Raw genomic sequence first — 26283 nt, forward strand, 5'->3', positions numbered from 1 at the left:
AACGCGTCCCGGGAAGGGGCCGTCTGACCACGGGTCAGGCGGCCCCTTCCTCGTTGCGGGTGAGGAACAGCGCGAAGACCGGGGGCTGGAGCGAGAGCAGCTCCAGGCGGGCGCCGTCGGCCTCGGCGAGGTCGCGGGCGACGGCGAGGCCGATGCCGGTGGAGTTGCGGCCGCTGACGGAGCGTTCGAAGACCCGGTTGCCCAGCTCGGTGGGGACGCCCGGGCCCTCGTCCTGGACCTCGGCGACCACCGAGCGGCCGGAGGGGCGGACCCGGACGGTGACGGTGCCGGCGCCGTGCATCAGGGAGTTCTCGATCAGGGTGGCCAGCACCTGGGCGACCATGCCGGGGGTGCCGAGCACCGACACGTCCCGCAGGCCCTCGATCCGCAGGGTGCGGCCGTTGCCGCGCATGGTCGGGCTCCACTCGGCCAGCTGCTGGGCGATCACCTCGTCCAGCCGGAAGACCACGGCGGTGGGGCTGCGCGGGTCGCGCTGGTTGGTGAGCAGCCGCTGCACCACGTCGGTGAGCCGCTCCACCTGCTGGAGCGCGATGGTGGACTCCTCCTTGACCGTCTCCGGCTCCCCGGCCAGCGCGTTGATCTCCTCCAGCCGCATGGAGAGCGCGGTCAGCGGGGTGCGCAGCTGGTGCGAGGCGTCGGCGGAGAGCCGGCGCTCGGCGGTGAGCATCCGGGCGATCCGCTCGGCACTGGCGTCCAGCACCTCGGCCACCCGGTCCAGCTCGGGCACCCCGTAGCGGCGGTCGCGCGGGCGCGGGTCGCCGGAGCCGAGGCGCTCGGCGGTCTCGGCCAGGTCGGTGAGCGGGCGGGCCAGCCGCTTGGCCTGCCAGACCGCGAGGGCCACCGCCGCCTGGACGGCGAGCAGCGCCACCACGCCGAGCAGCAGCAGCATGTTGGCGATCTCGTGGTCCACCTGGTCGCGGGACTGCACCACGGTGACGGACTCGCCGTTGGCGCCGTACTCGGTGGCGCTGATCACCGGGCCCTCGGGCGCGCTGCCGGCCGAGAAGGTCTCCTGGCCGGGGACGGTGATGGAGACGTGGCCGCCCTCGGTGAGCTGGGAGGTGAACTTCTCCCCGGTGATCGGCTCGCCGGCGGCCAGCCGGCTCTCCACCAGGCCGAGCACCCGGACGGCCTGGGCGTCCACCCGGGCGTCCGCGGCGTTGACGATGTTCTGCTTCTCGACCAGGGCGATCGGGACGCAGAACACCACCACCATCACCAGCACCACGCCGAGCAGCGAGTTGATCATCCGGCGCTTCACGCGGGCCGACTCCAGATCAGTTCAGGACGCGTCAGTTCTTCTCGAAGCGGAAACCGACGCCGCGGACGGTGGAGATGTAGCGCGGGTTGGCCGCGTCGTCCCCGAGCTTCTTGCGCAGCCAGGAGATGTGCATGTCCAGGGTCTTGGTCGAGGTCCACCAGGTGGTGTCCCAGACCTGACGCATGATCTCCTCGCGGGTGACCACCCGGCCGGCGTCCCGGACCAGCACCCGGAGCAGCTCGAACTCCTTGGCGGAGAGGGTCAGCTCCTCCTCGCCCAGCCAGGCCCGGTGCGACTCGACGTCGATCTTCACGCCGTGCGCGCCGGTGGTCAGCTGGTCCACGTTGCCGCGGCGGAGCAGGGCCCGGACCCGGGCCAGCAGCTCGGCCAGGCGGAACGGCTTGGTCACGTAGTCGTCGGCCCCGGCGTCCAGGCCGACCACGGTGTCCACCTCGTCGGCGCGGGCGGTGAGCACCAGCACCGGGCAGGTGCGGCCCTCGGCGCGCAGGCGGCGGGCCACCTCCAGGCCGTCCATCTCGGGCAGGCCCAGGTCCAGCACGATCAGGTCGACGTCCTCGGTCAGCCCGGCCGCGAGGGCGCCGGGGCCCTCCTCCCGGACCAGGACCTCGTACCCCTCACGGCGCAACGCTCGGGCCAGCGGTTCGGAGATCGCCGGGTCGTCCTCGGCCAGCAGCACACAGGTCATGACGCAGATGGTAGTCCGAGCCGGACGCGGAGATCAGGGGCTCTGCCGGGGCGGCTCCGCCCGGTCGGACCAACCGCGGCCCCGCCGCCGCCCCTGACGGGCCGTCGGCTCCTACCGTGGGCAGGTCGGGGACTGTCTCTCGGGAGGTTGCGGATGGCGGGCGAGACCCAGCTGCGCGGAGGGCCGGAGCCGGTCTCGGCCTCGGGGGCCCCGCCGGAGGACGAGCACGCGTTCTTCGGGCACCCGCGCGGGCTGGCCACGCTCTTCATGACCGAGCTGTGGGAGCGCTTCAGCTTCTACGGGATGCGCTCGCTGCTGGTGCTCTTCCTGGCGCTGCCCACCGACCAGGGCGGGATCGGCCTGGACTCCGTGACGGCCGCCTCGGTCTACAGCGTCTACAACTCGCTGGTCTACATGCTGGCCATCCCCGGCGGCTGGATCGCCGACCGGCTGTGGGGCGCGCGGCGGGCGGTGCTGATCGGCGGGCTGGTGATCATGGGCGGCCACTTCTCGCTGGCGGTGCCGTTCACCGCGACCTTCTGGTGCGGGCTGCTGCTGATCGCGGTGGGCACCGGGCTGCTGAAGCCGAACGTCTCGGCCATCGTCGGGCAGCTCTACCACCCCGACGACCCGCGCCGGGACGGCGGCTTCACGGTCTTCTACATGGCGATCAACATCGGCTCGTTCTTCGCCCCGCTGGTGGTCGGCACGGTCGGACAGAACGTCAGCTGGCACCTGGGCTTCTCGCTGGCCGGGGTCGGCATGGCGCTCGGCCTGGCCCAGTACGTCTGGGGCCGGCGCCACCTCGGCCACGCCGGGGCGGCGCCCGGGCGGCCGGCCGAACCGGCGGTCCGGCGGCGGGTGCTGCGGCTGGCGGCGCTCTGGGCGGGGGCCGCGGCGGTGTTCTTCGCGGTGGACGCGGGGGCCGGGTGGTTCTCGATCGGACAGGTCGTCAACATCCTGGGGATCGTCGGGGTCGCGCTGCCCGCCTGGTACTTCACCCGGCTGCGCCGGGACCGGGAGCTGTCGGCGCTGGAGCGCAGCCGGATGTCGGCCTTCATGTGGTTCTTCATCGCGGCCGCGGTGTTCTGGATGATCTACGACCAGTCCGGCTCCACGCTGACCCAGTTCGCCACCGACGACACGAACCTGTCGGTCTTCGGCTTCCACTTCCCGTCCAGCTGGTTCCAGTCGGTGAACCCGCTCTTCATCATCCTGCTGGCGCCGGTCTTCGCCTGGCTCTGGCAGTGGCTGACGCTCCGTGACCGCAATCCGAGCGCGCCGGTGAAGTTCGCCGTGGGCCTGCTGCTGATCGGCGCCTCCTTCGGTCTGATGGGCCTGGCCGAGCTGGCCGCCTCGGGCGGGCAGAAGGTCTCGCCGTTCTGGCTGGTCGGGGTCTACTTCGTGCAGACGGTGGCCGAGTTGACGCTCTCTCCGGTCGGACTGTCGCTCACCACCAAGCTGGCCCCGGCGAAGTACGTCAGCCAGCTGCTCGGCCTGTGGTTCCTGGCCACCGCGACCGGGGACGCGGTGGCGGGGTGGACCATCCGGCTCCAGCAGGTGGTCAGCGCGGACACCTACTTCTACCTGCAGGGGGCGCTGGCGGCGGTCTGCGGGGCGGCGGTGTGGACGGCCGCCGGGCGGATCCGCGCCCTGATGGGGGCTGTGAAGTAGTTCACAGAGGGTGATCACGGGAACCGGAGCGCCGACCCACCGTTTCATCGAAGGATCCACCAGTTCACCTTGGATTCAGTTGATGTTTTCCGTTGTTAGCATGGATTCGCCACCTCTTCTTTATTCGGACATTGGGTCCATCCGACAGGTTCTCGTCTGATAGTGGGAGAAACCGCCACGTACAGTGGCCTGGTCCATCGCACGTCAGCAAGGAACCCCACTCATGGCGTCAAGCACTCTGGCCGCCGGCGCAACGTCGACCCCCACCGGCAGCGGCAAGACCTTCTTCGGGCACCCCCGCGGACTCGCCACCCTCTTCATGACCGAGATGTGGGAGCGGTTCAGCTTCTACGGGATGCGCGCCCTGCTCGTCCTCTACATGGGGGCGGAGGTCGTCGACGGCGGCCTCGGCATGAAGGCGGCGGTGGCCGGCGCGGTCTACAGCGTCTACAACGCCATGGTCTACCTGCTCGCGCTGCCCGGCGGCTGGATCGCCGACCGCTTCCTGGGCGCCCGCAAGACCGTCGCGCTCGGCGGGGCGATCATCATGGCCGGCCACTTCGCGCTGGCGCTGCCCTCCAAGGCGGTCTTCTTCGCCGGCCTGGGCCTGATCGCGATCGGCTCCGGCCTGCTCAAGGCCAACATCTCGACCATGGTCGGCCACCTCTACGACGGGCCCAACGACCCGCGCCGGGACGGCGGCTTCACCATCTTCTACATGGGCATCAACCTCGGTGCCTTCGTCGCCCCGCTGGTGATCGGCACCGTCGGCCAGAAGGTCGACTGGCACCTGGGCTTCGCGCTGGCCGGCGTCGGCATGGCGCTCGGCCTGCTCCAGTACCTGCTGGGCAGCCGTCACCTGAGCGACAAGAGCAGCGTGGTGGCCTCCCCGATGCCCGCCGCCGAGAAGCGCGCCGTGCTGCGCAAGGCCGGCTTCTGGGCCACCCTCGCGGTGGTGTTCTACGCCGTGGTCGCGATCACCGGCCACCTGACCGTCAACTGGGTCACCTGGCCGCTGTCGATCGCCGGCATCGCCATCCCGGTGGTCTACTTCTCCAAGATCCGCCGGGACAAGGACCTCACCGCGGACGAGAAGTCCAAGATGAGCGGCTACGTCTGGTTCTTCGTCGCGGCCGCGATCTTCTGGATGATCTACGACCAGTCCGGCTCCACGCTGAACCTGTTCGCCGAGAACAACACCTCGCTGAGCGTCCTCGGCTGGGACTTCCCGTCCAGCTGGTTCCAGTCGCTGAACCCGCTCTACATCATGGCGCTGGCCCCGGTCTTCGCCTGGCTCTGGGTCTGGCTGGACCGCCGCCGCCAGAACCCCTCCACCACCGCGAAGTTCGCCTTCGGCCTGCTGATGATCGGCGGCTCCTTCCTGGTGATGATGCTGGCGATGGCCGCCGCGAACGGCGGTGCCAAGGTCACCCCGCTCTGGCTGGCCACCGTCTACCTGATCCAGACCGTCGGCGAGCTCACCCTCTCCCCCGTCGGACTCTCCGTCACCACCAAGCTGGCGCCCGCCAAGTACGCCAGCCAGATGATGGGCATCTGGTTCCTCGCCGTCACGGCCGGCGACTGCACCGCCGCCGTGGTGCAGCTGCTGGTGGGTGACGCCACCGGCTCCACCTGGTACTTCGCCTCCCAGGGCCTGCTGGCCGTGCTGGCCGGCGTGGCGCTGATGACGTACCGCAAGAAGGTCAACCGGCTGATGGGCGACATCCGCTGACGCACCCCGCACGTGGGAGACCCCCGGAAGGCCGCGCGCCTCCGGGGGTCTCGTGCATCCGTGTACCCGCCTCAGACCGCGCGGACACCGTCCCGCCAGACCGCGGCGGTCAGCGGCACGCCCGGGCGGTAGGCCAGGTGGACGTGCGAGGGGGCGTCCAGCAGCAGCAGGTCGGCCCGGGCGCCCGGGGCGATCAGGCCGACGTCGGTGCGGCGCAGCGCCCGCGCGCCGCCGGCGGTGGCGGCCCAGACCGCCTGATCCGGCGTCATGCCCATCTCGCGGACCGCGACGGCGATGCAGAAGGCCATCGAACTGGTGAAGCTGGAGCCCGGGTTGCAGTCCGTCGAGAGCGCGACGGTGGCGCCCGCGTCGAGCAGGCGGCGCGCGTCCGGATAGGGGGCGCGGGTGGAGAACTCCGCGCCGGGGAGCAGGGTGGCCACCGTGTCGCCGCTCGCCAGCGCGTCCACGTCGGCGTCGGTGAGGTGGGTGCAGTGGTCGGCCGAGGCCGCGCCGAGCTCCACCGCGAGCTGCACGCCCGGGCCGTGGTTCAGCTGGTTGGCGTGCACCCGGGGGGTCAGGCCGCGGGCCATGCCGGCGGTGAGGATCTCCCGGGCCTGGTCGCCGTCGAAGGCGCCCTGCTCGCAGAAGACGTCCACCCAACGGGCGTGCGGGGCGCAGGCGTCCAGCATCTCGCCGGTGACCAGCGCCACGTAGGCGGCCGGGTCCTCCTTGAACTCGGGGGCCACCACGTGCGCGCCCAGGTAGGTGGTCTCGGTGGTGTGCTTGGCCGCGATCCGCAGGGCGCGGGCCTCGTCCTCCACGGTGAGGCCGTAGCCGGACTTGCACTCGACCGTGGTGGTGCCCTGGCGCAGCGCCTCGGTGAGGAAGCGGGTGAGGTTGGCCTCCAACTGCGCGTCGGTGGCGGCCCGGGTGGCGGCCACCGTGGTGCGGATGCCGCCGGCGGTGTAGGACTGGCCGCTCATCCGGGCGTTGAACTCGGCGGTGCGGTCCCCGGCGAAGACCAGGTGGGCGTGCGAGTCCACGAAACCGGGCAGCAGCGCCCGGCCCTCGGCGTCGACGTGCCCGTCGGCCGCGGGCGCCTCGCCGGCGGGGCCGACCCAGGCGATCCGGCCGTCCTCGATCAGCACGGCGGCATCGGTGAGCAGGCCGAGCGGGCCGCTGCCGTGGGACGGGTCGTTGGTGACGAGCGAGCCGACGTTGCCGATCAGGGTGCTCAAGTCGCTGGGCCTTTCGGGGAGTTGGGGTGAACGCCGAAAGGCGCGGGCCCGAGGGGATCAGCCCCCCTCGGACCCGCGCCGGTCAGTTTATCGCCGCAGGGCGGCGATTGTCGTGCTCAATGCACGGGGGACGTCCGGGACCAGTTGGTGCCGCCCGTCCTTGACCACGTGCCGGCCGCCGACCACCAGGTGGCGGACGTCGGCGCCCGAGGCGGCGAAGACCGCCGTCTCGGCGCCCAGCTCCGGCGGCGGCCCGGCGGTGCGGACCGAGTCCAGCGCGATCACGGTGAAGTCGGCCAACGCCCCGGCCTCGATCCGGCCGGCCTCCGGCCAGCCGAGCGAGGCGTGGCCGTCCTCGCCGCCCGCGCGCAGCAGCGCGGCGGCGGTCCAGTGGCCCCGGGTGCGGGTGCGCAGGCGCTCGTCCAGCTCCAACGCCCGGGCCTCCTCCCACGGGTCGATCACCGCGTGGCTGTCGCTGCCCAGGGTGACCGGGCAGCCCGCGCTCGCCAGCCGCCGGGCGGGGCCGATGCCGTCGGCCAGGTCCCGCTCGGTGGTCGGACACATGCAGATGGCGGTCGAGGACTCGGCGAGCAGCCGGATGTCATCGTCCGTCAGATGGGTGGCGTGCACCGCCGAGGTGCGTGGGCCGAGCACCCCGTGGTCGGCCAGCAGCCTGGTCGGCGTGACGCCGTGCGCGGCCAGGCAGGCCTCGTTCTCCGCGGTCTGCTCGGAGAGGTGCACGTGCAGCGGCGCCTGCGCCCGCTCGCCCCACTGGGCCACGGTGGCCAACTGCCCGGCCGGGACGGCCCGGACGGAGTGCACCGCGGCGCCGATCCGGGCGTGCCCGGCCGGCTTGAGCGCGTCCACCCGCTGGGCCCAGGCCTCGGCGTCGCCGTCGCTGAACCGCAGCTGCGGCGCGGTCGGCTCGGCACCGAAGCCCGAGGAGAGGTAGCAGGTGTCCAGCAGGGTGATCCGGATGCCGGCCCGGTCGGCGGCCTCGATCAGCGCGTGGCCCATCGCGTTCGGGTCGTCGTACCGGGCGCCGCCGGGCGCGTGGTGCAGGTAGTGGAACTCGCCCACCGCACTGATCCCGGCCAGCGCCATCTCGGCGTAGACGGCGGTGGCCAGCTCCAGGTAGCTGTCCGGGTCCAGCGCACCGGCGAACCGGTACATGGTGTCCCGCCAGGTCCAGAAGGTGCCCGAGCCGATCTGCACGCTGCCGCGCAGCGCGCGGTGGAAGGCGTGCGAGTGGGCGTTGGCCTGGCCCGGCAGCAGCAGCCCGGCGAGGCGGACCGCCCCGGGCGGGCAGGGCCCGCTGTCCGGGACGACCGCGCGGAACCGCCCGTCGGCCACCGTGATCAGCACGTCCCGCTCGACGGCGGGGCCGTTGTGGTTCGGCAGCCAGGCGTGCTCGGCCCAGTACGTCGTGGTCCCCTCGGTCACTGACACGCCAGGTCCTCCAGTACGTCGGCGAGCGCGGTCACCCCGGTCAGGCAGTCCGCCTCCTCGGCGTGCTCGGCCGGGGAGTGCGAGACACCGGTGGGGTTGCGCACGAACAGCATGGCGGTCGGGATCTCGGACGCCAGGATCCCGGCGTCGTGTCCGGCGCCGGTCGGCAGCACCGGGACCCCTCCGAGTCGCTTGGCCAGCCGGTCGCGCAGCGGGCCGTCGAAGTCCACCACGGGCGTGTACGACTCCCGGGTCAGCTCGACCCGGACGCCGTCCAGCCCGCCGCGCGCGTACGCCGCCTCCCGGATCTCCTCGACCAGGGCGGTCAGGGTCGCCTCGTCCGCGGCCCGGGAGTCCAGCCAGCCCCGGATCAGCGAGGCGATGGCGTTGGTGCCGTTGGGCTCCACCGCGACCTTGCCGAAGGTGGCCAACGCGCCTGCCAGTTCGGCCTTCCGGCGGGCCGTCAGCACGGTGTCGGCGAAGGTGAGCATCGGGTCCCGGCGGTCCTCGATCCGGGTGGTGCCGGCGTGGTTGGCCTCGCCGTGGAAGTCGAAGCGCCAACGGCCGTGCGGCCAGATCGCGCTGGCCACGCCGACCGGCTGGTCCGCCGTCAGGTACCGGCCCTGCTCGACGTGCAGCTCGACGAAGGCCCCGATCCGGCTCAGCCGGTCGTGGTCCGCGCCGATCTGCGCCGGGTCGTAGCCGGCCTTCTCCATCGCGTCGGGCAGCCGGACGCCGTCCGCGTCGCGCAGCTCGTACGCCTGCTCGCGGCCCAGCACCCCGGCGGTGAGCCGGGAGCCGATGCAGGCCACGCCGAACCGGGCGCCCTCCTCGTCGCCGAAGTTGACGATCGCCAGCGGCTTGCTGAACTCGGCCTTGCGGGACCGGAGTTCGTCCAGCGCCGCGAAGGAGGAGACCACCCCGAGCGGGCCGTCGTAGGCGCCGCCGTCCGGGACGGAGTCCAGGTGCGAGCCGGTGACCACCGCGCCCCCGCCCTGCAGGTCGCCCAGCCAGGCCCACTGGTTGCCGTTGCGGTCCAGCTCGTAGTGCAGGCCGCGGGAGCGGGCCTGCTGCTCGAACCAGGAGCGGCACTCGGCGTCGGCGGAGTTCCAGGCGAAGCGGCGGTAGCCGCCGGAGGAGGCGGAGCGGCCCACGGGGAGCAGCTCCGCCCACATCTCCAGGAAGGAGTCGCTCACAGCTCGCCCATGGGCACGCGAACGCCACGCTCGGCCGCGACCTCCACGGCACGGTCGTAGCCCGCGTCCACGTGGCGGATGACGCCCATGCCCGGGTCGTTGGTGAGCACCCGGCGGATCTTCTCGCCCGCCAGCGCGGTGCCGTCGGCCACCGTGACCTGGCCGGCGTGGATCGAGCGGCCGATGCCGACGCCGCCGCCGTGGTGGATGGAGACCCAGGAGGCGCCGGAGGCGACGTTCACCATGGCGTTCAGCAGCGGCCAGTCGGCGATCGCGTCCGAGCCGTCCAGCATGGCCTCGGTCTCGCGGTACGGCGAGGCCACCGAGCCGCAGTCCAGATGGTCGCGGCCGATCACGATGGGGGCGGAGAGCTCGCCGGAGGCGACCATGTCGTTGAAGCGCTCGCCGGCCTTGTCGCGCTCGCCGTAGCCCAGCCAGCAGATGCGCGCCGGGAGGCCCTGGAAGTGCACCTTCTCCTGGGCCATCTTGATCCAGCGGTGCAGCGACTCGTTCTCCGGGAAGAGGTCGAGCACGGCCTTGTCGGTCTTGTAGATGTCCTGCGCGTCGCCGGACAGCGCCGCCCAGCGGAACGGGCCCTTGCCCTCGCAGAACAGCGGGCGGATGTACGCCGGGACGAAGCCCGGGAACGCGAACGCCCGGTCGTAGCCCGCGAGCTGGGCCTCGCCGCGGATCGAATTGCCGTAGTCGAAGACCTCGGCGCCGCGGTCCTGGAAACCGACCATCGCCTCGACGTGACGGGCCATCGACTCGCGCGAGCGCTGGGTGAACTCGGCCGGCTTCTCGGCCGCGTAGCTCGCCATGTCCTCGAAGGCCACGCCGACGGGGAGGTAGCTCAGCGGGTCGTGGGCGCTGGTCTGGTCGGTGACGATGTCGATCGGCGCGTCCATCGCCAGCAGCTGCGGGAACATCTCCGCGGCGTTGCCCAGCACGCCGATCGAGAGCGGCTGCCGCTTGTCGCGGGCCTCGGTGGCCAGCTGGAGCGCGTGGTCGAGGTTCTTCGCCTCGACGTCCAGGTAGCGGTGCTCGATCCGGCGGGCGATCCGGGACGGGTCGCAGTCGATGCAGATCGCCACGCCGCCGTTCATGGTGACGGCGAGCGGCTGGGCGCCGCCCATGCCGCCGAGACCGGCGGTGAGGGTGATGGTGCCTTCGAGGGTGTTGTCGAAGCGCTTGGCCGCGACCGCGCCGAAGGTCTCGTAGGTGCCCTGGAGGATGCCCTGGGTGCCGATGTAGATCCACGAACCGGCGGTCATCTGGCCGTACATGGTGAGCCCGAGGCTCTCCAGCCGGCGGAACTCCTCCCAGTTCGCCCAGTCGCCCACCAGGTTGGAGTTGGCGATCAGCACCCGCGGCGCCCACTCGTGGGTCTGCATCACGCCGACCGGCCGGCCGGACTGGACCAGCATGGTCTCGTCCTGCTTCAGGTTCTCCAGCGTGCGCACCATCGCGTCGAAGGAGCGCCAGTCGCGGGCCGCCTTGCCGGTGCCGCCGTAGACCACCAGCTTGGACGGGTGCTCCGCCACCTCCGGGTCCAGGTTGTTCATCAGCATCCGCAGGGCGGCCTCCTGCTGCCACCCCTGCGTCGTCAGCTTCGTCCCGCGCGCTGCGCGCACCTCGCGCGGACCGCTCACCGCCTGCTGCTGCACCATGTCCCGGACTCCTTGCGGATGGATTCATTCAGTCTCTGTTCGACTGAATATATCCAATCACTCGAATGGCGGCCAGAGGCCGGGCCCGGCGATTCCGACTCGGTCAGGCCGCCTCGCCGTCGTCGCCCCAGGCGATGCCGAGGGCGGCGAGCCAGGCGCGGTCGGCCTCGTCGGGGGTCTGGGCGGGGCGGTCGGGCTGTTGGCGACGGGGGCGGGGGATGTCCTGGACCGGGCCCAGGCCGTACTTCTCGGCGGTGGTGGCGGCGGCGCCCGGTTCGATGACGCCGACGTGGACGGCGGACTCGTCGCCCGCTTCGAGGACGGTGAGGTCGGGGTCGGGCGGTTGGCGGAGGGCGATCCGGCGACCGCAGGTGGGGCAGGACCACTCGTCGGCGCCCGAGGCGAGCCGGCCGACCAGTTTCATCTCGTGGATGACGCGCATGGCTGAGCAGCACCCCCGTCCGGCCCCGGCGTGGGGCCTTGGTGACGGGATGCCCGCTGGTGGTGCGTCAGCAACCAGGTGTGACCGAGCCGTTGTTCAGGAGATGCGGGCGGGATTGGTGTAGACGTTGGCCCCCTCGCCGCGCAGGAAGCCGACCAGCGTCAGCCCCAGCTCCTCGGCCAGGTCCACCGCCAGCGAGGAGGGTGCGGAGACCGCGGCCAGCAGCGGGATCCCGGCCAGCGCCGCCTTCTGGGTGAGCTCGAAGGAGGCCCGCCCGCTGACCATCAGCAGGTGCCCCGTCAGCGGCAGCAGCCCCTCCCGCAGCGCCCAGCCCACCACCTTGTCCACCGCGTTGTGCCGCCCGACGTCCTCCCGGGCGCAGAGCAGCTCGCCCTCCGCCGTGAACAGCCCCGCCGCGTGCAGCCCACCGGTGGAGTCGAAGGCCTTCTGAGCCGCCCTCAGCTTCTCCGGCAGCCCGTACAGCACCTCCGGCGCCACCCGCAGCGGGTCCGCGGCGAGCGGCCAGCGGACGTGGGTGCGGACGGCGTCGACCGTGTCGCGGCCGCAGAGGCCGCAGGCGCTGGTGGTGAGCAGGTTCCGATGCGCCGTCAGCGCGGGCAGCGCGCCGCCCCGCACCGTCGCGTCGACCACGTTGTAGGTGTTCAGCCCGTCGGCGTCCGTCCCGGCGCAGTACCGCAGCGCGGCCAGCTGCTCCGCCGCGTGCAGCATCCCCTCCCCCACCAGGAACCCGGCCACCAGGTCGAAGTCGTTCCCGGGCGTGCGCATGGTCACCGTCAGCGCCTCGCCCCCGACCCGGATCTCCAGCGGTTCCTCCCCCGCCAGCACGTCCGCCCGCTCGGACCGCTCCGCACCGCGCAGCCGCACCACCCGCCGCCGCACCGTCGCCCGCGCCATGACCGACCCCTTCCGTCCCGGCCAGGTTACGTCGGACGACCTGTTCGGCCGGACCTGGTTGTCATATCTTCATTCAGCTGCTGTGATGGTGTATATGGATATGCACACTGCTGTGGACCCGGCCGCTCCGGTGATCGTCGTCGGCAAGGCCGACGTCAGCGCCGAGGACGTCATCGCCGTCGCGCGCGGGAACGCGCGGGTCGAGATCGGCCCGGACGCGCTGGAGGAGATGGCGACCGCGCGCAAGCGGATCGAGGCGCTGGCGGCCGAGCCGCGGCCGGTCTACGGGGTGTCCACCGGCTTCGGTGCGCTCGCGGTGCGGCACATCAGCCCGGAGCTGCGGGCCCAGCTGCAGCGGTCGCTGGTGCGCTCGCACGCCGCGGGCATGGGCCCCGTGGTGGAGCGCGAGGTGGTCCGCGCGCTGGTCTTCCTGCGGATGAAGACCCTGGCCTCCGGCCGCACCGGCGTCCGCCCGCTGGTCGCGCAGAACATGGCCGCCATGCTGAACGCCGGCATCACCCCCGTGGTCCGCGAGTTCGGCTCCCTCGGCTGCTCCGGTGACCTCGCCCCGCTCTCGCACTGCGCGCTCGCCCTGATGGGCGAGGGCACCGCGTACGACGCCGAGGGCGTCGAGCGCCCGGCTGGCGAGCTGCTCGCCGAGGCCGGCATCGAGCCGGTCGAGCTGCTGGAGAAGGAGGGCCTGGCCCTCATCAACGGCACCGACGGCATGCTCGGCATGCTGGTGATGGCGCTGGCCGACCTGGCCCGCCTGTTCACCACCGCCGACATCACCGCCGCCATGTCGCTGGAGGCCCTGCTCGGCACCGACAAGGTGCTGGCCCCCGAGCTGCACGGCCCGATCCGCCCGCACCCCGGCCAGGCCCTCTCCGCCGCCAACATGCTGGCCGTGCTGGCCGGTTCGGCCCTGACCGGCCACCACCAGGACGACGCCCCGCGGGTCCAGGACGCCTACTCCATCCGCTGCGCCCCGCAGGTGGCCGGCGCCGGCCGCGACACCCTGGCCCACGCCCAGCTGGTCGCCTCCCGCGAGCTGGCCGCCTCGGTCGACAACCCGGTGGTCCTCCCCGACGGCCGGGTCGAGTCCAACGGCAACTTCCACGGCGCCCCGGTCGCGTACGTGCTCGACTTCCTGGCCATCGCCGCCGCCGACCTCGGCTCCATCTCCGAGCGCCGCACCGACCGGCTGCTCGACAAGGCCCGCTCGCACGGCCTGCCGGCCTTCCTGGCCGACGACCCGGGCGTGGACTCCGGCCTGATGATCGCCCAGTACACCCAGGCCGCCCTGGTCAGCGAGAACAAGCGGCTCGCCGTCCCGGCCTCGGTGGACTCCATCCCCTCCTCCGCCATGCAGGAGGACCACGTCTCCATGGGCTGGTCCGCCGCGCGCAAGCTCCGCCAGTCGGTGGACAACCTGGCCCGCATCCTGGCCGTCGAACTGACCGCCTCCGCACGGGCCCTGGAGATCCGCACCGACAACGGCAGCGGGCCGCTGGCGCCGGCCACGGCCGCCGCGGTGGCCGCCGCGCGGGCGGCGGGGGTCGGTGGCGCGGGCCGTGACCGCTTCCTGTCGCCGGACCTGGAGGCGGCAGCCGCCCTGGTCGCCTCCGGCGGACTCCTCGCGGCCGTCGAGGCCGTCACCGGACCGCTCGCGTAACTCTGCGCACATCGCTGCGCCCCGCAGGGGCGCGGGGAACTGCGCGCGGGGGAACGGCAGCACCTGCAACTGGCTGATGGTGAATCAGTTGCAGGTGAGCCGCCTCCCGACCCGCGCAGTTCCCCGCGCCCCCGGGATCACCACGTACGTCCCTCGCGGCCCCCGGGTCACCAGTCGTCGCGGCGGGCCTTGGGCTCCGGCTTGTGGCTCGCGAGGGCGTTGGCCATGTTGACGCCGACGATGCCGGCCCAGCAGACGATCAGGCCCCAGATGCCCGAGGTGCCGGCGGCCACGCCGGAGAGCGGGATCCCCATGACGAGGGAGACGATCGGGAGCTTCGACGCGCCACCGCCACCACCGCCGCGGCGGCGACCGCCGTCGAGCTGCTCGGAGACCCGCTGCTCGACCCGGGCGTCCAGTCGCGAGTCGATCCGGGCCAGGAAGGAGTCGACGATCTCCGCCTCGTACTCCTTGCCGAGCTCCTTGCGGGTCTGCACGGCCGCGTCGAGATCGCGCTTGAGTTCGTCCTGCCGAGAGTTCATGGCATCAGACTCCTCCCCTCCAGGAGGCCCGGTCCACCGCCCGGGACCGGTTTCGGGGGCGGCTCAGGGGTAAATCAGGGACACCCCGGAGTCGGACGCCGGATCCCACTGTTCGATACTTCGTTGCCCGGCGTTCGGCACTGCTGCACAGTCGTCCCGACCGCCGCCGAACCACCCCGGAGGAAGCGCCGATGACCAGCACCGACGAGAACGGTTCCGTCGGCCCCTCCGCGCGGCTCCTGCAACTCTTCGAGGGTCACCGGCTGACGCCCACTCAGCGGCGGATCGCCCACTCGCTGGTGCGGCACGCGGCCGAGGCGCCGTTCCTGTCCAGCGTCGAGGTGGCCGAACTGGCCGGGGTGAGCCAGCCCTCCGTCACCCGCTTCGCGGTGGCGCTCGGCTTCGACGGGTACCCGGCGCTGCGCAAGCAGCTGCGCGAACTCGGCGCCGGCGAGTCGGCCACGCCCGAGTCCCCGGCCGACGTGGTGCGCAACGAGCACCAGCAGGCGGTGCTGGCCGAGATCGAGCACCTGCGCCACCTGGCCGAGCTGCTGGCCGATCCGGAGCCGATCGTCCGGGCGGCCCGGCTGCTGGCCGCCTCCCGGCCACTGCCGGTTCTCGGCCTGCGGGCCGCCTCCGCGCAGGCCCGGGGCTTCGCGTACTTCGCGGCCAAGGTGCACCCGGACATCCGCCTGCTGGACGAGGGCGGCTCGATGCTCGCCGACCGCCTGGAGCAGGCCGCCGCCGCCGGGGCCACCGCCCTGCTCTGCTTCGCCCTCCCCCGCTACCCCCGCGAACTGATGGACGCCCTGGTGGTCGCCCGCGACTGCGGCCTGACCGTCCTCACCGTCGCCGACAGCGCCTTCGCCCCGGTCGCCAAGCTCTCCGACCTGATGCTCCCCGCCGCCGTCGGCACCGGCCTGGTCTTCGACACCGCCTGCGCCCCGATGATGCTCGGCCGCGTCCTGCTCCAGACCATGTGCGACGACATCCCCGGCGCCGAGGCCCGCCTGGAGTCCATCGAACAGTCCGCCGCCGCCCGCGGCCTGTTCTTGGACTGACCCGGCCTGGACTGACCCGGCCTGGACTGACCCCGCCCGGACTGACGCCGCCTCAGAGCGCCGCCTCGATCAGGTCGGCGGTGTACGCGGCGCCGCCGAGGGTGCGGAGCTCGTGGCGGATCGCGGCGAGGCGGGCCGCCACGTCGGGGTCGGTGGTGAGGGTGAGCAGGGCGGTGCGCAGCAGCTCGGGGGTGACGTCCGCGGGGTCGAGGCGGCGGCCGACGCCGAGTTCGACCAGGCGGTCGGCGTTGGCGTACTGGTCGGCGCCCTGGGGGACGGCGATCATCGGGACGCCGCAGTACAGGCCCTCGGTCGTGCCGCCCATGCCGGCGTGGGTGACGAAGGCGTCCGCCTGCTCCAGGACGGCGAGTTGGGGGATCCAGGGGTGGACCTCGACATTGGCCGGGAGCGGGCCGAGGGCGGCGGGGTCGACGTGGGCGCCGATCTGGAGGACCACGTGCCAGCCCGGGAGGTCGCCGAAGGCCTGCAGGCAGCTGCGGTAGAAGTCGGGCCGGTCGGTGTAGGCGGAGCCGAGCGAGACCAGCAGGACCTTCTCGGCCGAGGCCGGACGGGTCCAACTCCCTTGGTGGGAGCGGTCGCCGATCGCGGGGCCGACGAAGGTGTAGCGCTCGGGGTCGACCCGGTCGGCGTGGGGCTGGAGGGCGCGCGGGATGAGGACGAGCGAGCGGGCGGGCCGGCCCATGAAGTCGAGCGGGTCGATGCCGGTGATGCCGTTCTCCGCCAGCCAGGCGGTGAAGGCGGTGGTGTACGCGGCGCCGTCCCGCCGGATCGCCTCGAACATCTCCGGCACGTCCTGCTCGAAGCCCTCCCAGGCGACGAAGGTCGGCGAGAGCTGGAGGACCGGGAGGTCCCAGTTCTCGGCCAGCACCCGGGCCGGGCAGGCGGCGATGTCGTAGAGGAAGAGGTCGGGCCGGTCCCGGTCGAAGGCCTCCCGCAGGACCGGGAGCATCGCCTGCGCGTCCCGCAGGAAGTACTCCTGCACCTCGACCGGGTCGCTCGGCCAGTCGCCCTCCGCGCCGGACTCGGCGGTGAGCGGGAGGGTGGTGCGGTACGGGACGAGCGCGGCGCCGGTGTCCTCGATGCGCTCGGCGAAGGCGGGGTCGTTGGCGTAGCTGACCCGGTGGCCCCGGGCGACCAGCTCGCGGATGACCTCCAGGCTGGGGTTGACGTGGCCGTGGGCCGGGATCGAGACCATGGCGATGTGGGCGGGGCGGCGGGTCATGCGGGCTCCTCGGGGCATTGATGAGACGAGACGGTCCGTCTCGGATGACCACCAGCATGGAGCCCGCCGGACGGTTCGTCAAGACGAGACGTTGCGTACCGTTGGATTGGTAGACTCCTCGGCATGACGCCCAGGACCCCGGACCCGACCCGTCGCAGCGAGCGCTCCCGGCAGGCCATCCTCACCGCCGCCGCCGAGCTGGTCACCGAGCTCGGCTACGCCAAGCTGACGATCGAGGCGATCGCCGCCCGCGCCGGGGTCGGCAAGCAGACCATCTACCGCTGGTGGCCCTCCAAGGGCGCGGTGGTCTTCGACGCCCTGCTGGCCACCAACGAGGACGAGGACGGCCGCCTGGCCCTCCCGGACACCGGGGACCTGGCGGCCGACCTGCGGGTGGTGGTGCGCGGCACCGTCGAGGAGATGTCCACCGAGTTCTACGACCGGGCCGGGCGGGCGCTCACCGCCGAGGTGCTGACCGACCACCAGCTGCTCGGCGAGTACCGCGAGCGGCTGCTCGGCCCGCTGCTGGAGGTCACCAAGGAGCGGCTGCGCAGCGCCCGCGCGGCCGGGCAGGTGGCCGAGGACGCCGATCTGGACGTGGCCGTCGAGCTGCTCTACGGCCCGATGTACTACCGCTGGCTGCACCGGCTCGGGCCGCTCGACCAGGCGTACGCCGACGTCCTGGTCGAGCAGGTGGTCCGGGCGCTGCGTCCCTGACGGCGGGTCAGCGCACGCAGGTCAGCGCATGCGGCTCAGCACACGCGGATCAGCGCCGGTCGCCGCGGCGGCGCAGCAGGGCCCAGACGACCACCGCGACCAGCAGGCCGACCAGCAGCAGGATCAGCAGGATCGCGATGAAGGAGACGCCCTTCTTCTTTTTCTTGGTCTTGCTCTTGGCCGTCTTGCTCTTGGCCAGCTCCCGCACCGCCTCGGCCCGGACGGCCGGCCCGCCCAGGGTCACCACGGCCTCGCCGGGCGGGGTGCCCTGAACGGCCGTCAGGGTGATGGCGCTGCGCGGCGCGGCGGCGACCGCGCTGGCGGTGGTGGTGGAGAGCCCGCCGAGGGCGAGCACCAGCGTGAGCATGGTGGCGGCGATACGTCTGTGCATGTCCCCCGTGACCCCGTTCCCGCCCTGCCCCTACGGCGGACGTCGCCCTAACTGTGGCACGGGCACGGGTGCGGGCGACAGAGAGCGGACGGCCGCGTGACAGAGCCGGGACACGGGCCGGGACACGGGCCCTACGGCGGCGGCGAGGCCGGGCCGGAGAGCGCGACCGCGACCAGCGAGCGCAGCGCGGGGGCGATCTGGCCGAACGGCAGGGTCGCGTCGTCCGCGAACAGCTCCACCAGCCAGCCCCCGGCGGCGTTCTGACCACCCGCCACCACCATGGCCCGGTAGCCGCTGACCATCATCATCGCCTCCTCCGCCGGGTCGTTCCCGGCCGCGCCGGCCCGCAGCGCGAAGCCACCGCCGCGCACCGCCCGCCTGGTCAGCGGGTAGTGGCCGAGGTCGAAGACGGCGTCGGGGGCCTCGATCCGGGCCCGCTGGGTCTCGGCCCCGGAGCTGGTCGGGCCGCTGGTCATCCGGTAGACGGCGTGCCGGGCGGTGCGCATGAACTGCGAGCCGGGCGGCACGTACGAGATCCACCAGCCGACCGCGTCCAGCAGCCGGGAGGAGTTCTCGGCCACCACGGCGAGCCGGCTGATGGTGTCGGCGGGGTGGCTGGCCCGGCCCGCGCCGGTGCGGTCGAGGGCGCCGAGCACCACGTTGAGCAGCTGGCCCGGGTCGGCGCTGTGCGCGGCGCCGCGGAAGCGGCGGCGGTCCACGGCGCCGATCCGGCCGCCGGTGCGGCGCCCGTCGGCCCGGTGGTGCGGGTCGGCCGCGTCGGCCAGCAGGACGGTCGGGTCGGGCGAGAAGCCGGGGCCGTGACTGCGGCCGGCCACCACCGGGTGGGCCGCCCGGGACGCCTTGGCCCGGTACTGGGCCGCGTCGGCCAGCCGGAACAGGCGGTCGGGGGTGGTCACCGGCCCGATCGAGTCCCCGGTGGAGGCCACTCCGCAGGCCACTCCTTCACCGTCGGCCAGCTGGAGCGCCCGGGCCGAGAGCTCCTCGGCCACCGCGACCACCTCGTCCGCCTTCTGACCCTCCGCCAGCAGGCAGAACTCGTCCCCGCCGAGCCGGGCCGCCAGCGCCCCCGGCAGTTTGGCGGCCGCGAGCGAGAGCTGGTGGGCGAAGCGTTCCAGCAGGCGGTCACCGACCTCGTGGCCGAGGCGGTCGTTGACGCTCTTGAGCCCGTTGACGTCGCAGACCACCAGCGAGACCACCGCACCGCTCCGGTTGTGCTCCTCCAGCGCCGCCTCCAAGCGGGCGTCCACCGCACGGCGGTTGGCCAGGCCGGTGAGCGGGTCGGTGAAGGCGAGGCGGCGCAGGTCGGCGAGGCGCTCGGTCTGGGCCAGGCCCGCCGAGATCTGGGCCGCCAGCAGGGTGGCGTACTCGGCGTCCGGGTCGGAGAAGACCGCGAGGCCGGCGGTGCGGGCCAGGTAGAGCTCGCCCCAGGCCTGGCCGTGCAGCACGATCGGGGCCACCAGGCAGCACTCGCGGCCGCGGCGGCGCAGGCCGGCGGCGCGCTGCTGGCAGAACGCACCGGCACCCGGGTGCGCGTGGGGGGCGTGCGGCTCGTCGCTCGAAGCCGTCTGGATCCAGGCGCGGGGGAGGCGGCCGGTGGTCCAGTGCTCCTCCAGGTAGGTGACGATCTCCGGGAAGTCGGCCACGGGGTACGACTCGTCCTCGGGCAGCTCCTCCTCGCCGGGGGCGAGGTCGCCGTGGTTCACCAGCACCCGCAGGCGGCCGGACTCGCGGTCCCAGACCGAGACGGCGGCCATGGTCGCGCCGAGGGCGGTGGTGGCGCGGACGGCTGCCGCGCGGACCGCTTCCAGCGGGGTCAGGGCACCGGCCATGTCCTGGGCGAGTTCGACCACCGCGCGCAGCCGCAGGTCCGACGGTGCATGGACGCACTCGGTCATGGTCGCCTCGCTCACCGGCTCGCCTCGTCCTGGGTGGTGGGGGATCTGCCCGTTCTGCACCCAGGTTATGGCCACGCGTGGAGACTTTGTCCGATTTGTCGTGAGGGAATTGTGGTGGCTGTGCCCCGCAGGGGCGCGGGGCTCTGCTTACTTGCGGCTCCGCCGCGGGGCGCGCGGGGGAACGGCAACACGTGCAACTGGCTCGCCTGCCCCGATCTCACGCTGGTCCGCCTTCCGAACTCGCGCAGTTCCTCGCGCCCCTGCGGGGCGCTCCCGCTCACCCCAGCTGGGGAAGGCGGCCCAGGCGGGTGAGGAGCCAGGGCTCGACGAGGCCGAGGCCGCGGACGGGGCGGCGCCACATGGGCTGGAGGTGGAAGCGGTGGGGGCCGGTGACGGGCTCCTGCTCCAGGGGGGAGGGGGCGGCGGCGCCGGAGTTCTCCAGGGCGGTGGCGAACTCGCCGTCGAGCAGGACGGCGTCCTTGGGAGCGATGGAGGTGAGACGGCTGGCGAGGTTGACGGTGGTGCCGAAGACGTCGCCCATCCGGGAGGTGACGGTGCCGAAGGCCATGCCGACCCGCAGGGCGGGGATGTTCTCCGCGTCGGCCAGCGTCTCGATCAGCGAGAGGGCGATCTCGGCGGCGGTGGCCGGGTCCTCGGAGACGAAGAGGATCTCGTCGCCCAGGGTCTTGACCACCCGGCCGCCGTGACCGGCGATCAGGTCGGAGCAGGTGTTCTCGAAGCTCTCGACCAGTTCGCCGAGCTCCTCCTCCTCCAGTCGCCGGGAGAGCCGGGTGAAGCCGACCAGGTCGGCGAAGCCGACCGCCAGGCGACCGCTGGTGATCTCGGTGTCCTCGGCCGCCTGCACGACGCGGCCGGTGACGGCGGCGAGCTGACGGCGCCACACGTAGACCAGGAACTGCTCCAGTTCGGGCAGCAGCAACTCGACCAGGGGGTAGGCGACCTCGGCCCGGGTGAGGCCCGGCTCGACGGCCTGGGTGAGGTTCTCCAGGAAGGTGTCCATCTGCCAGCCGGCCAGCCGGGCGGTGGTCTGCCCGGTGGAGCGGGCCACCTGGATCGCCATCGACTCGCTGAGCAGGCCGGACTCGACCAGTCCGGCGAGGCGCCGCAGGGCGATCACGTCCCCGTCGGTGAGCGCCCGGGACTGTCCGATGTCGGGGAATCCCATCGCCCGCCAGAAGCGGGTGGCCAGCTCCATCGGCACGTCGGCGGCGCGGGCGGCCTGGTACGGCGTGTACCGGCGCGGTGCGTCGAGGATCAGCCGCTCGAGGTCCAGCGCGACCGTCTGCCCGTCGTCGCCGACCTGCCCGCCGTCTGCGTCTACCACCGGTCCGTCCCCGTGCGGGTGCCGCACTTGCCTCATGTCCTGCCTGTCCAGGGGCGACCGACCACCACGCGGGTAGTGGTGCGCCTCACACCGCTGCCAGGGGGAATCGTCGCACGGAATTTCCCGATCCGGGGCATCCGCCCGAAGCCGACCACTGGACGGACGCCCCCGGGTCCACTGTGCGGACGGCCCCGGGGCGGTGACCTGGGGATCCGTCAGGACTGCTGCGGCCGGACGTGCACGACGTCTCCGGCGGCCACCGGGTGGCGGGTGCCGTCGGGGGTGCGGACCACCAGCCGGCCGTCCCCGTCCACCGCCACGGCCTCGCCCAGGAGCTCGCGGTCGCCCGGGAGTTGGACCTTCACCTGGCGGCCGAGGGTGGTGCAGCGGGCGGCGTACGCGGGCAGCAGGCCGCTGGCGTGCGGGTCGCCGGCGGTGTGCACCCACTCGCCGTACAGCTCGGCGAACTCGCGCAGCACGGCGCGCACCAGGGTCTCCCGGTCGGTCACCGCGGCCCCGGCCAGGGCCAGCGAGGTGGCGGTCGGGACGGGCAGCTCGTCCTCGCGGAGCGAGACGTTGAGGCCGAGGCCCACCACCACCGCGCCGTCGGCCAGCTCGGTCAGGATGCCGCCGAGCTTGCGCTCCTCGCCGTCGACCACGGTCTGCAGGTCGTTGGGCCACTTCAGCCCGGTCTCCAGGCCGGCGATCCGGCCCAGCGCGCCGGCCGCCGCCACGCCGACCAGGATCGGCAGCCAGCCGTACCGGTCCACCGGCACGTCCTTCGGCCGCAGCAGGACCGAGAGGAAGAGGCCGGAGCGGGCGGGGGCGGACCACTGGCGCTCCAGCCGGCCGCGGCCGGCGGTCTGCTCCTCGGCGATCAGCACGGCGCCCTCCGGCGCGCCCTCCTTGGCGCGGGCCGCCAGGTCGGTGTTGGTGGAGCCGGTCCCGGCCACCACGTCCAGTGCGGTCCAGAGCCCGCCGGGGACCAGCAGGTCCCGCCGCAGCCCGGCCTGGTCCAGCGGCGGCCGCTCCAGGTCGGTCCAGGGCGACGGCCCGTCGTGGCCGAAGCCGCGCAGTCCGCTGCGGCGGGGGCGGGGGTGCTCGCGGGGGGTCTCGTCGGCGCTCTCGGTCACCGGGCCAGCGTACCGATCCGACGGGTCGTCAACCCGGCTCCACGGCGGCGCCGACGGTGGTCGGAAGGGTGACGGTGCCGGTCGGACGCGCGCACGGCCCGCCGGGGAATGGTCGCAAGCCGCCACATCGTCCCGCAGAAACACGCCGAATGACACTGTGTTGCTGGCCATAACCGGAAGGGCCCCGGGCTGGCTACGCTACCCAGCGGTAGTTCGCTGTGCCGCCCCTGCCCTCGTGCGCGTCGCACCGGGAGCGGCCGAGGATCAGGGAGAGCCGACCGGATGACCGAGGCGCCGTACGACCCGCACACCACCGCCGGAAAGCTGGCCGACCTGCGCCGCAGGGTCGACGAGGCCGTGCACTCCGGTTCGGCCGCGGCGGTCGAGAAGCAGCACGCCAAGGGCAAGCTGACGGCCCGTGAGCGGGTGCAGGAGCTGCTGGACGAGGACTCGTTCGTGGAGTTCGACGAGTTCGCCCGGCACCGCTCCACCAACTTCGGGCAGGAGAAGAACCGCCCCTACGGTGACGGCGTGGTGACCGGCTACGGCACCGTGGACGGCCGTCAGGTCGCGGTCTTCGCCCAGGACTTCACCGTCTTCGGCGGCTCGCTGGGCGAGGTCTTCGGCGAGAAGATCGTCAAGGTGATGGACTTCGCCCTGAAGACCGGCTGCCCGGTGATCGGCATCAACGACTCCGGCGGCGCCCGGATCCAGGAGGGCGTGGTCTCGCTCGGCCTGTACGGCGAGATCTTCCGCCGCAACGTGCACGCCTCCGGCGTGATCCCGCAGATCTCGCTGATCATGGGCCCCTGCGCGGGCGGCGCGGTCTACTCCCCCGCGATCACCGACTTCGTGGTGATGGCCGACCAGACCTCGCACATGTTCATCACCGGCCCCGACGTGATCAAGACCGTCACCGGCGAGGACGTCGGCATGGAGGAGCTGGGCGGCGCCCGCACCCACAACACCAAGTCGGGCAACGCCCACCACCTCGCCGCGGACGAGAAGGAGGCGGTGGAGTACGTCAAGAACCTGCTATCGTACCTGCCGTCCAACAACCTCTCCGAGCCGCCGGTCTTCCCCGAGCAGGCCGACCTCTCGATCACCGAGGAGGACCTGGAGCTCGACGTCCTGGTCCCGGACTCGGCCAACCAGCCGTACGACATGCACAAGGTGATCGAGCACGTCCTGGACGACGGCGAGTTCCTGGAGACCCAGGCCCTCTACGCCGGCAACGTCATCACCGGCTTCGGCCGGGTCGAGGGTCACCCGGTCGGCGTGGTCGGCAACCAGCCGATGGACCTGGCAGGCTGCCTGGACATCAACGCCAGCGAGAAGGCCGCCCGGTTCATCCGGACCTGCGACTCCTTCAACATCCCGGTCCTCACCTTCGTCGACGTGCCCGGCTTCCTGCCCGGCACCGAGCAGGAGTGGGACGGCATCATCCGCCGCGGCGCCAAGCTGATCTACGCCTACGCCGAGGCCACCGTCCCGCTGATCACCGTCATCACCCGCAAGGCCTTCGGCGGCGCCTACGACGTCATGGGCTCCAAGCACCTCGGCGCCGACCTCAACCTGGCCTGGCCGACCGCGCAGATCGCCGTCATGGGCGCGCAGGGCGCGGCCAACATCGTCTACCGGCGCGAGCTCCAGGAGGCCGCGAAGGCCGGCGAGGACGTCGACGCGCGGCGCGCGGAGCTGGTCGCCGAGTACGAGGACACCCTGCTCAACCCGTACCTGGCCGCCGAGCGCGGCTACGTGGACGCGGTCATCGCCCCCAGCGAGACCCGGCGCCACATCGTGCGGGGCCTGCGGGCGCTGCGCGGCAAGCGGGAAGTGCTGCCGCCCAAGAAGCACGGCAACATCCCGCTGTAGTCGCCGAGCCCGTACGGGAGGAGGATCTGTACATGAGTCCCATTCAGGTGCTGCACGGGCAGCCGACCCCCGAGGAGCTGGCCACCGTCCTGGCGGTGGTCTCAGCCCGGGCCGCCGCAGCCGCAGCCGCCGAGGAGGCGGCCCGGCGGGCTGGCGTCGGCCCGGCCTCCGCGTGGAACGACCGGGCCCGGCGGATGCGGCACGCGCCCGCACCGGGGCCGAACGCCTGGCGAGCCTCCGGGTGGGCCGGGTGAGTTGAGTATCCGTACTCAGGCATTCCGGGCGGGGCGGGGCGCAGGCTGGTGAGGTGCTCTGGTCGGACCCGCGGGATGAGGAATCGGACGAGGCGCGGCGGGCACAACGGATGCTCCGCCGCGCCGGTCCGGTGCTGGCGGTTCTCCTCTTCGTGATGGCGCTGCTCCTCGTCCTGTGACTGCGGGTGCGCCCCGCAGGGGCGCGGGGAACTGCGCGCGGGGGAACGGCAGCACGGGCAACTGGCTCGCCTGCCCCGACCTCACGCTGGTCCGCCTTCCGCACTCGCGCAGTTCCCCGCGCCCCCGGTGCAACCGATTCCCCTAGGCTGGGCCGTATGAGTCAGCGTGTGGTGGTGTTGGCGTCGCAGTCGCCGGCGCGGTTGGGGTTGTTGCGGCAGGCGGGGTTGGCGCCGGAGGTCGTGGTCAGCGGGGTGGACGAGGACGCGTTGAGTGCGGCCTCGCCCGGGGAGCTGGCGTTGGTGCTGGCGGAGGCCAAGGCGCGGAAGGTGGCCGGGGAGCTCACGGGCGGTCAGCTGGTGATCGGGTGCGACTCGGTGCTGGAGCTGGACGGGAAGGCGCTCGGGAAGCCGGACGACGCCGCCGACGCGCTGCTCCGCTGGCAGGCGATGCGCGGCCGCGAGGGCGTGCTGCGGACGGGCCACTGCGTGATCGACACCGCGACCGGCAAGGAGGCGTCCGCGACCGCCTCGACCACCGTGCGCTTCGGGAACCCGGACGACGCCGAGCTGGCCGCGTACATCGCGACGGGTGAACCCCTGTACGTCGCGGGGGCGTTCACCCTGGACGGCCGCTCGGCGCCGTTCATCGACGGGATCGACGGGGACCCGGGCAACGTGATCGGCCTCTCGCTGCCGCTGCTGCGCACGCTGCTGGCCGACCTCGGCATCCGGATCACCGACCTCTGGGCCGCCTGAGCAGCCGTCAACCCGCGGGGGCGTTCTTCGCCAGGAAGGCGAGCAGGTCGGCCTTGGCGGTGCCCTGCTCCAGCAGCCGGGTTCCGTGGCTGGCGCCCTGGTAGACCTTCAGCTCCTTGACCGGGGCGGCGGTGGCCGCGGCGGCCAGTTCGGCGGCGTTCTCGGCGAACGGCTGGTCGTTCTCCTGGACGGCGATGAGGAGCGGCACCGTGAGCTTGCCGATCGCCGCCTTGCCGTCCCAACTGCCGTGGTACGTCGGCGAGCTGAGGGTCACCACGGCGGCCACCGGGAGCGCGCCGGGGGTGGCCGCGGCGGCCAGCGAGGCGGTGCCGCCCTTGGAGGCGCCGATCAGCACCGTCCGCTGCACGCCCTTGCCCTTGAGGTACGCCGCCGCGGCCTCGACGTCCTGGGCGACGTCCCCGGCGGAGGTGAAGGCGAGGCTGGCGTAGCCGGCCTTGGCGAAGTCCTCGACGAAGGGGATCCAGTCGCAGAGCGAGGACCCGTTCTCGTGCGAGAGGACCACCGCCACCTTGGCGTGCCCGGCGTCGGAGTCCTGGAAGTAGGCGTCCCGCTTGGCGACGCTGTCCAGGGCGAAGGAGCCCTTGTCGGCGCGGTCCTGGGCCAGGCAGCCGTAGGTGGAGGCACTGGGCTTCGGGGCGGCGGCGGTGCCGCCCGGGGAGCCGGTGGAGCCGCAGCCGGTGAGCAGCAGGGCGGTGCAGACGGACACGGGCAGGGCGGTGCGCAGCTTCATCTCTTCGACTTCCCCCGTCGAGGTGACCACGGGCGCCGTGCGGCGTCCGTCGGCGGACACGCTAGGGAGCGGGCCGAAAAGCCGTCAATGGTCCAGACCATTACAGTTCGACACCCGAAACCGGACCATCGCGTTCCGATT

23 protein-coding genes and 1 pseudogene are annotated in these 26283 nt (G+C 72.9%); 9 read left to right on the forward strand and 15 right to left on the reverse strand.

Annotated features, from left to right (window positions below; translation table 11 throughout):
* Window positions 1-34: 34 nt before the first annotated feature.
* A complete protein-coding gene (locus tag ACWEPF_RS14550) occupies window positions 35-1282 on the reverse strand; it encodes an ATP-binding protein (protein ID WP_345289389.1) in 1248 nt (415 codons plus the stop codon).
* A gap of 31 nt (window positions 1283-1313) precedes the next feature.
* Window positions 1314-1988: a response regulator transcription factor gene (locus tag ACWEPF_RS14555; protein WP_345289390.1), complete on the reverse strand. Its 675-nt coding sequence runs from the start codon at window positions 1986-1988 to the stop codon at window positions 1314-1316.
* A gap of 153 nt (window positions 1989-2141) precedes the next feature.
* On the opposite strand from ACWEPF_RS14555, the gene ACWEPF_RS14560 reads away from it, so the two are divergent.
* A complete protein-coding gene (locus ACWEPF_RS14560) occupies window positions 2142-3662 on the forward strand; it encodes a peptide MFS transporter (RefSeq protein ID WP_452172777.1) in 1521 nt (506 codons plus the stop codon).
* A gap of 223 nt (window positions 3663-3885) precedes the next feature.
* Window positions 3886-5394 (forward strand): peptide MFS transporter, encoded by a 1509-nt coding sequence (locus ACWEPF_RS14565; protein WP_452172778.1) that lies wholly within the window; start codon window positions 3886-3888, stop codon window positions 5392-5394.
* A 71-nt stretch (window positions 5395-5465) separates the two neighbouring features.
* Here the strand turns inward: ACWEPF_RS14565 and hutI are convergent, their stop codons facing one another.
* The 6 genes from hutI to fdhD all read right to left on the reverse strand — a co-directional run bounded on the left by hutI (window position 5466) and on the right by fdhD (window position 12304).
* Window positions 5466-6632: an imidazolonepropionase gene (gene hutI, locus ACWEPF_RS14570; protein WP_452172779.1), complete on the reverse strand. Its 1167-nt coding sequence runs from the start codon at window positions 6630-6632 to the stop codon at window positions 5466-5468.
* Between the two features lie 87 nt (window positions 6633-6719).
* Entirely contained in the window at window positions 6720-8081 is a 1362-nt protein-coding gene (locus ACWEPF_RS14575; RefSeq protein WP_452172780.1) for a formimidoylglutamate deiminase, read from the reverse strand.
* The gene (locus ACWEPF_RS14580) at window positions 8072-9256 is read right to left on the reverse strand and encodes an allantoate amidohydrolase (protein ID WP_452172827.1); all 1185 of its coding nucleotides are present in this window, start codon (window positions 9254-9256) and stop codon (window positions 8072-8074) included. Before ACWEPF_RS14580 ends, ACWEPF_RS14575 begins: the two co-directional genes overlap by 10 nt.
* A gap of 17 nt (window positions 9257-9273) precedes the next feature.
* Window positions 9274-10929, reverse strand: coding sequence for a urocanate hydratase (gene hutU, locus ACWEPF_RS14585; protein WP_452172828.1), 1656 nt, complete (start codon window positions 10927-10929; stop codon window positions 9274-9276).
* A gap of 121 nt (window positions 10930-11050) precedes the next feature.
* Window positions 11051-11389 (reverse strand): hypothetical protein, encoded by a 339-nt coding sequence (locus ACWEPF_RS14590; protein WP_449797013.1) that lies wholly within the window; start codon window positions 11387-11389, stop codon window positions 11051-11053.
* Between the two features lie 96 nt (window positions 11390-11485).
* Window positions 11486-12304 (reverse strand): formate dehydrogenase accessory sulfurtransferase FdhD, encoded by an 819-nt coding sequence (fdhD, locus tag ACWEPF_RS14595; RefSeq protein WP_452172781.1) that lies wholly within the window; start codon window positions 12302-12304, stop codon window positions 11486-11488.
* 94 nt (window positions 12305-12398) lie between these two features.
* Here fdhD and hutH point away from each other — a divergent pair, with 94 nt between their 5' ends.
* Window positions 12399-13979, forward strand: coding sequence for a histidine ammonia-lyase (gene hutH / locus ACWEPF_RS14600; RefSeq protein ID WP_452172782.1), 1581 nt, complete (start codon window positions 12399-12401; stop codon window positions 13977-13979).
* A 167-nt stretch (window positions 13980-14146) separates the two neighbouring features.
* Here the strand turns inward: hutH and ACWEPF_RS14605 are convergent, their stop codons facing one another.
* The gene (locus ACWEPF_RS14605; protein ID WP_452172783.1) at window positions 14147-14521 is read right to left on the reverse strand and encodes a hypothetical protein; all 375 of its coding nucleotides are present in this window, start codon (window positions 14519-14521) and stop codon (window positions 14147-14149) included.
* Between the two features lie 191 nt (window positions 14522-14712).
* Between ACWEPF_RS14605 and ACWEPF_RS14610 the strand changes: the two genes are divergently transcribed.
* Window positions 14713-15582, forward strand: coding sequence for a MurR/RpiR family transcriptional regulator (locus ACWEPF_RS14610; RefSeq protein WP_345289405.1), 870 nt, complete (start codon window positions 14713-14715; stop codon window positions 15580-15582).
* Between the two features lie 52 nt (window positions 15583-15634).
* Here ACWEPF_RS14610 and ACWEPF_RS14615 read toward each other — a convergent pair whose 3' ends face one another.
* Window positions 15635-16843, reverse strand: coding sequence for a macrolide family glycosyltransferase (locus tag ACWEPF_RS14615; RefSeq protein WP_452172784.1), 1209 nt, complete (start codon window positions 16841-16843; stop codon window positions 15635-15637).
* A 105-nt stretch (window positions 16844-16948) separates the two neighbouring features.
* On the opposite strand from ACWEPF_RS14615, the gene ACWEPF_RS14620 reads away from it, so the two are divergent.
* Complete coding sequence (locus tag ACWEPF_RS14620; RefSeq protein WP_452172785.1) at window positions 16949-17542, forward strand: TetR/AcrR family transcriptional regulator; 594 nt, start codon at window positions 16949-16951, stop codon at window positions 17540-17542.
* A 49-nt stretch (window positions 17543-17591) separates the two neighbouring features.
* Here ACWEPF_RS14620 and ACWEPF_RS14625 read toward each other — a convergent pair whose 3' ends face one another.
* From ACWEPF_RS14625 to ACWEPF_RS14640, 4 genes and pseudogenes are all read right to left on the reverse strand, one after another.
* On the reverse strand, window positions 17592-17933 hold the full coding sequence (locus tag ACWEPF_RS14625) for a hypothetical protein (RefSeq protein ID WP_452172786.1): 342 nt from the start codon (window positions 17931-17933) through the stop codon (window positions 17592-17594).
* 710 nt (window positions 17934-18643) lie between these two features.
* Window positions 18644-19849, reverse strand: a pseudogene (locus ACWEPF_RS14630) (diguanylate cyclase domain-containing protein); the annotation flags it as partial.
* A gap of 277 nt (window positions 19850-20126) precedes the next feature.
* On the reverse strand, window positions 20127-21230 hold the full coding sequence (locus ACWEPF_RS14635) for an adenylate/guanylate cyclase domain-containing protein (protein WP_380150592.1): 1104 nt from the start codon (window positions 21228-21230) through the stop codon (window positions 20127-20129).
* A 179-nt stretch (window positions 21231-21409) separates the two neighbouring features.
* Window positions 21410-22270: a biotin--[acetyl-CoA-carboxylase] ligase gene (locus tag ACWEPF_RS14640; protein WP_452172829.1), complete on the reverse strand. Its 861-nt coding sequence runs from the start codon at window positions 22268-22270 to the stop codon at window positions 21410-21412.
* A 339-nt stretch (window positions 22271-22609) separates the two neighbouring features.
* On the opposite strand from ACWEPF_RS14640, the gene ACWEPF_RS14645 reads away from it, so the two are divergent.
* The 4 genes from ACWEPF_RS14645 to ACWEPF_RS14660 all read left to right on the forward strand — a co-directional run bounded on the left by ACWEPF_RS14645 (window position 22610) and on the right by ACWEPF_RS14660 (window position 25391).
* Window positions 22610-24202: an acyl-CoA carboxylase subunit beta gene (locus ACWEPF_RS14645; RefSeq protein WP_345289410.1), complete on the forward strand. Its 1593-nt coding sequence runs from the start codon at window positions 22610-22612 to the stop codon at window positions 24200-24202.
* Between the two features lie 32 nt (window positions 24203-24234).
* Window positions 24235-24456: an acyl-CoA carboxylase subunit epsilon gene (locus ACWEPF_RS14650; RefSeq protein WP_452172787.1), complete on the forward strand. Its 222-nt coding sequence runs from the start codon at window positions 24235-24237 to the stop codon at window positions 24454-24456.
* Between the two features lie 53 nt (window positions 24457-24509).
* Window positions 24510-24635: a morphogenic membrane protein MmpB gene (gene mmpB, locus ACWEPF_RS14655; protein WP_452172788.1), complete on the forward strand. Its 126-nt coding sequence runs from the start codon at window positions 24510-24512 to the stop codon at window positions 24633-24635.
* Window positions 24636-24791: 156 nt separating this feature from the next.
* Complete coding sequence (locus ACWEPF_RS14660; RefSeq protein WP_452172789.1) at window positions 24792-25391, forward strand: Maf family protein; 600 nt, start codon at window positions 24792-24794, stop codon at window positions 25389-25391.
* 7 nt (window positions 25392-25398) lie between these two features.
* On the opposite strand, the gene ACWEPF_RS14665 is transcribed toward ACWEPF_RS14660, so the two are convergent.
* Complete coding sequence (locus tag ACWEPF_RS14665) at window positions 25399-26142, reverse strand: alpha/beta hydrolase (RefSeq protein ID WP_452172790.1); 744 nt, start codon at window positions 26140-26142, stop codon at window positions 25399-25401.
* Window positions 26143-26283: the final 141 nt, after the last annotated feature.

The organism is Kitasatospora sp. NPDC004289 (assembly GCF_053602875.1).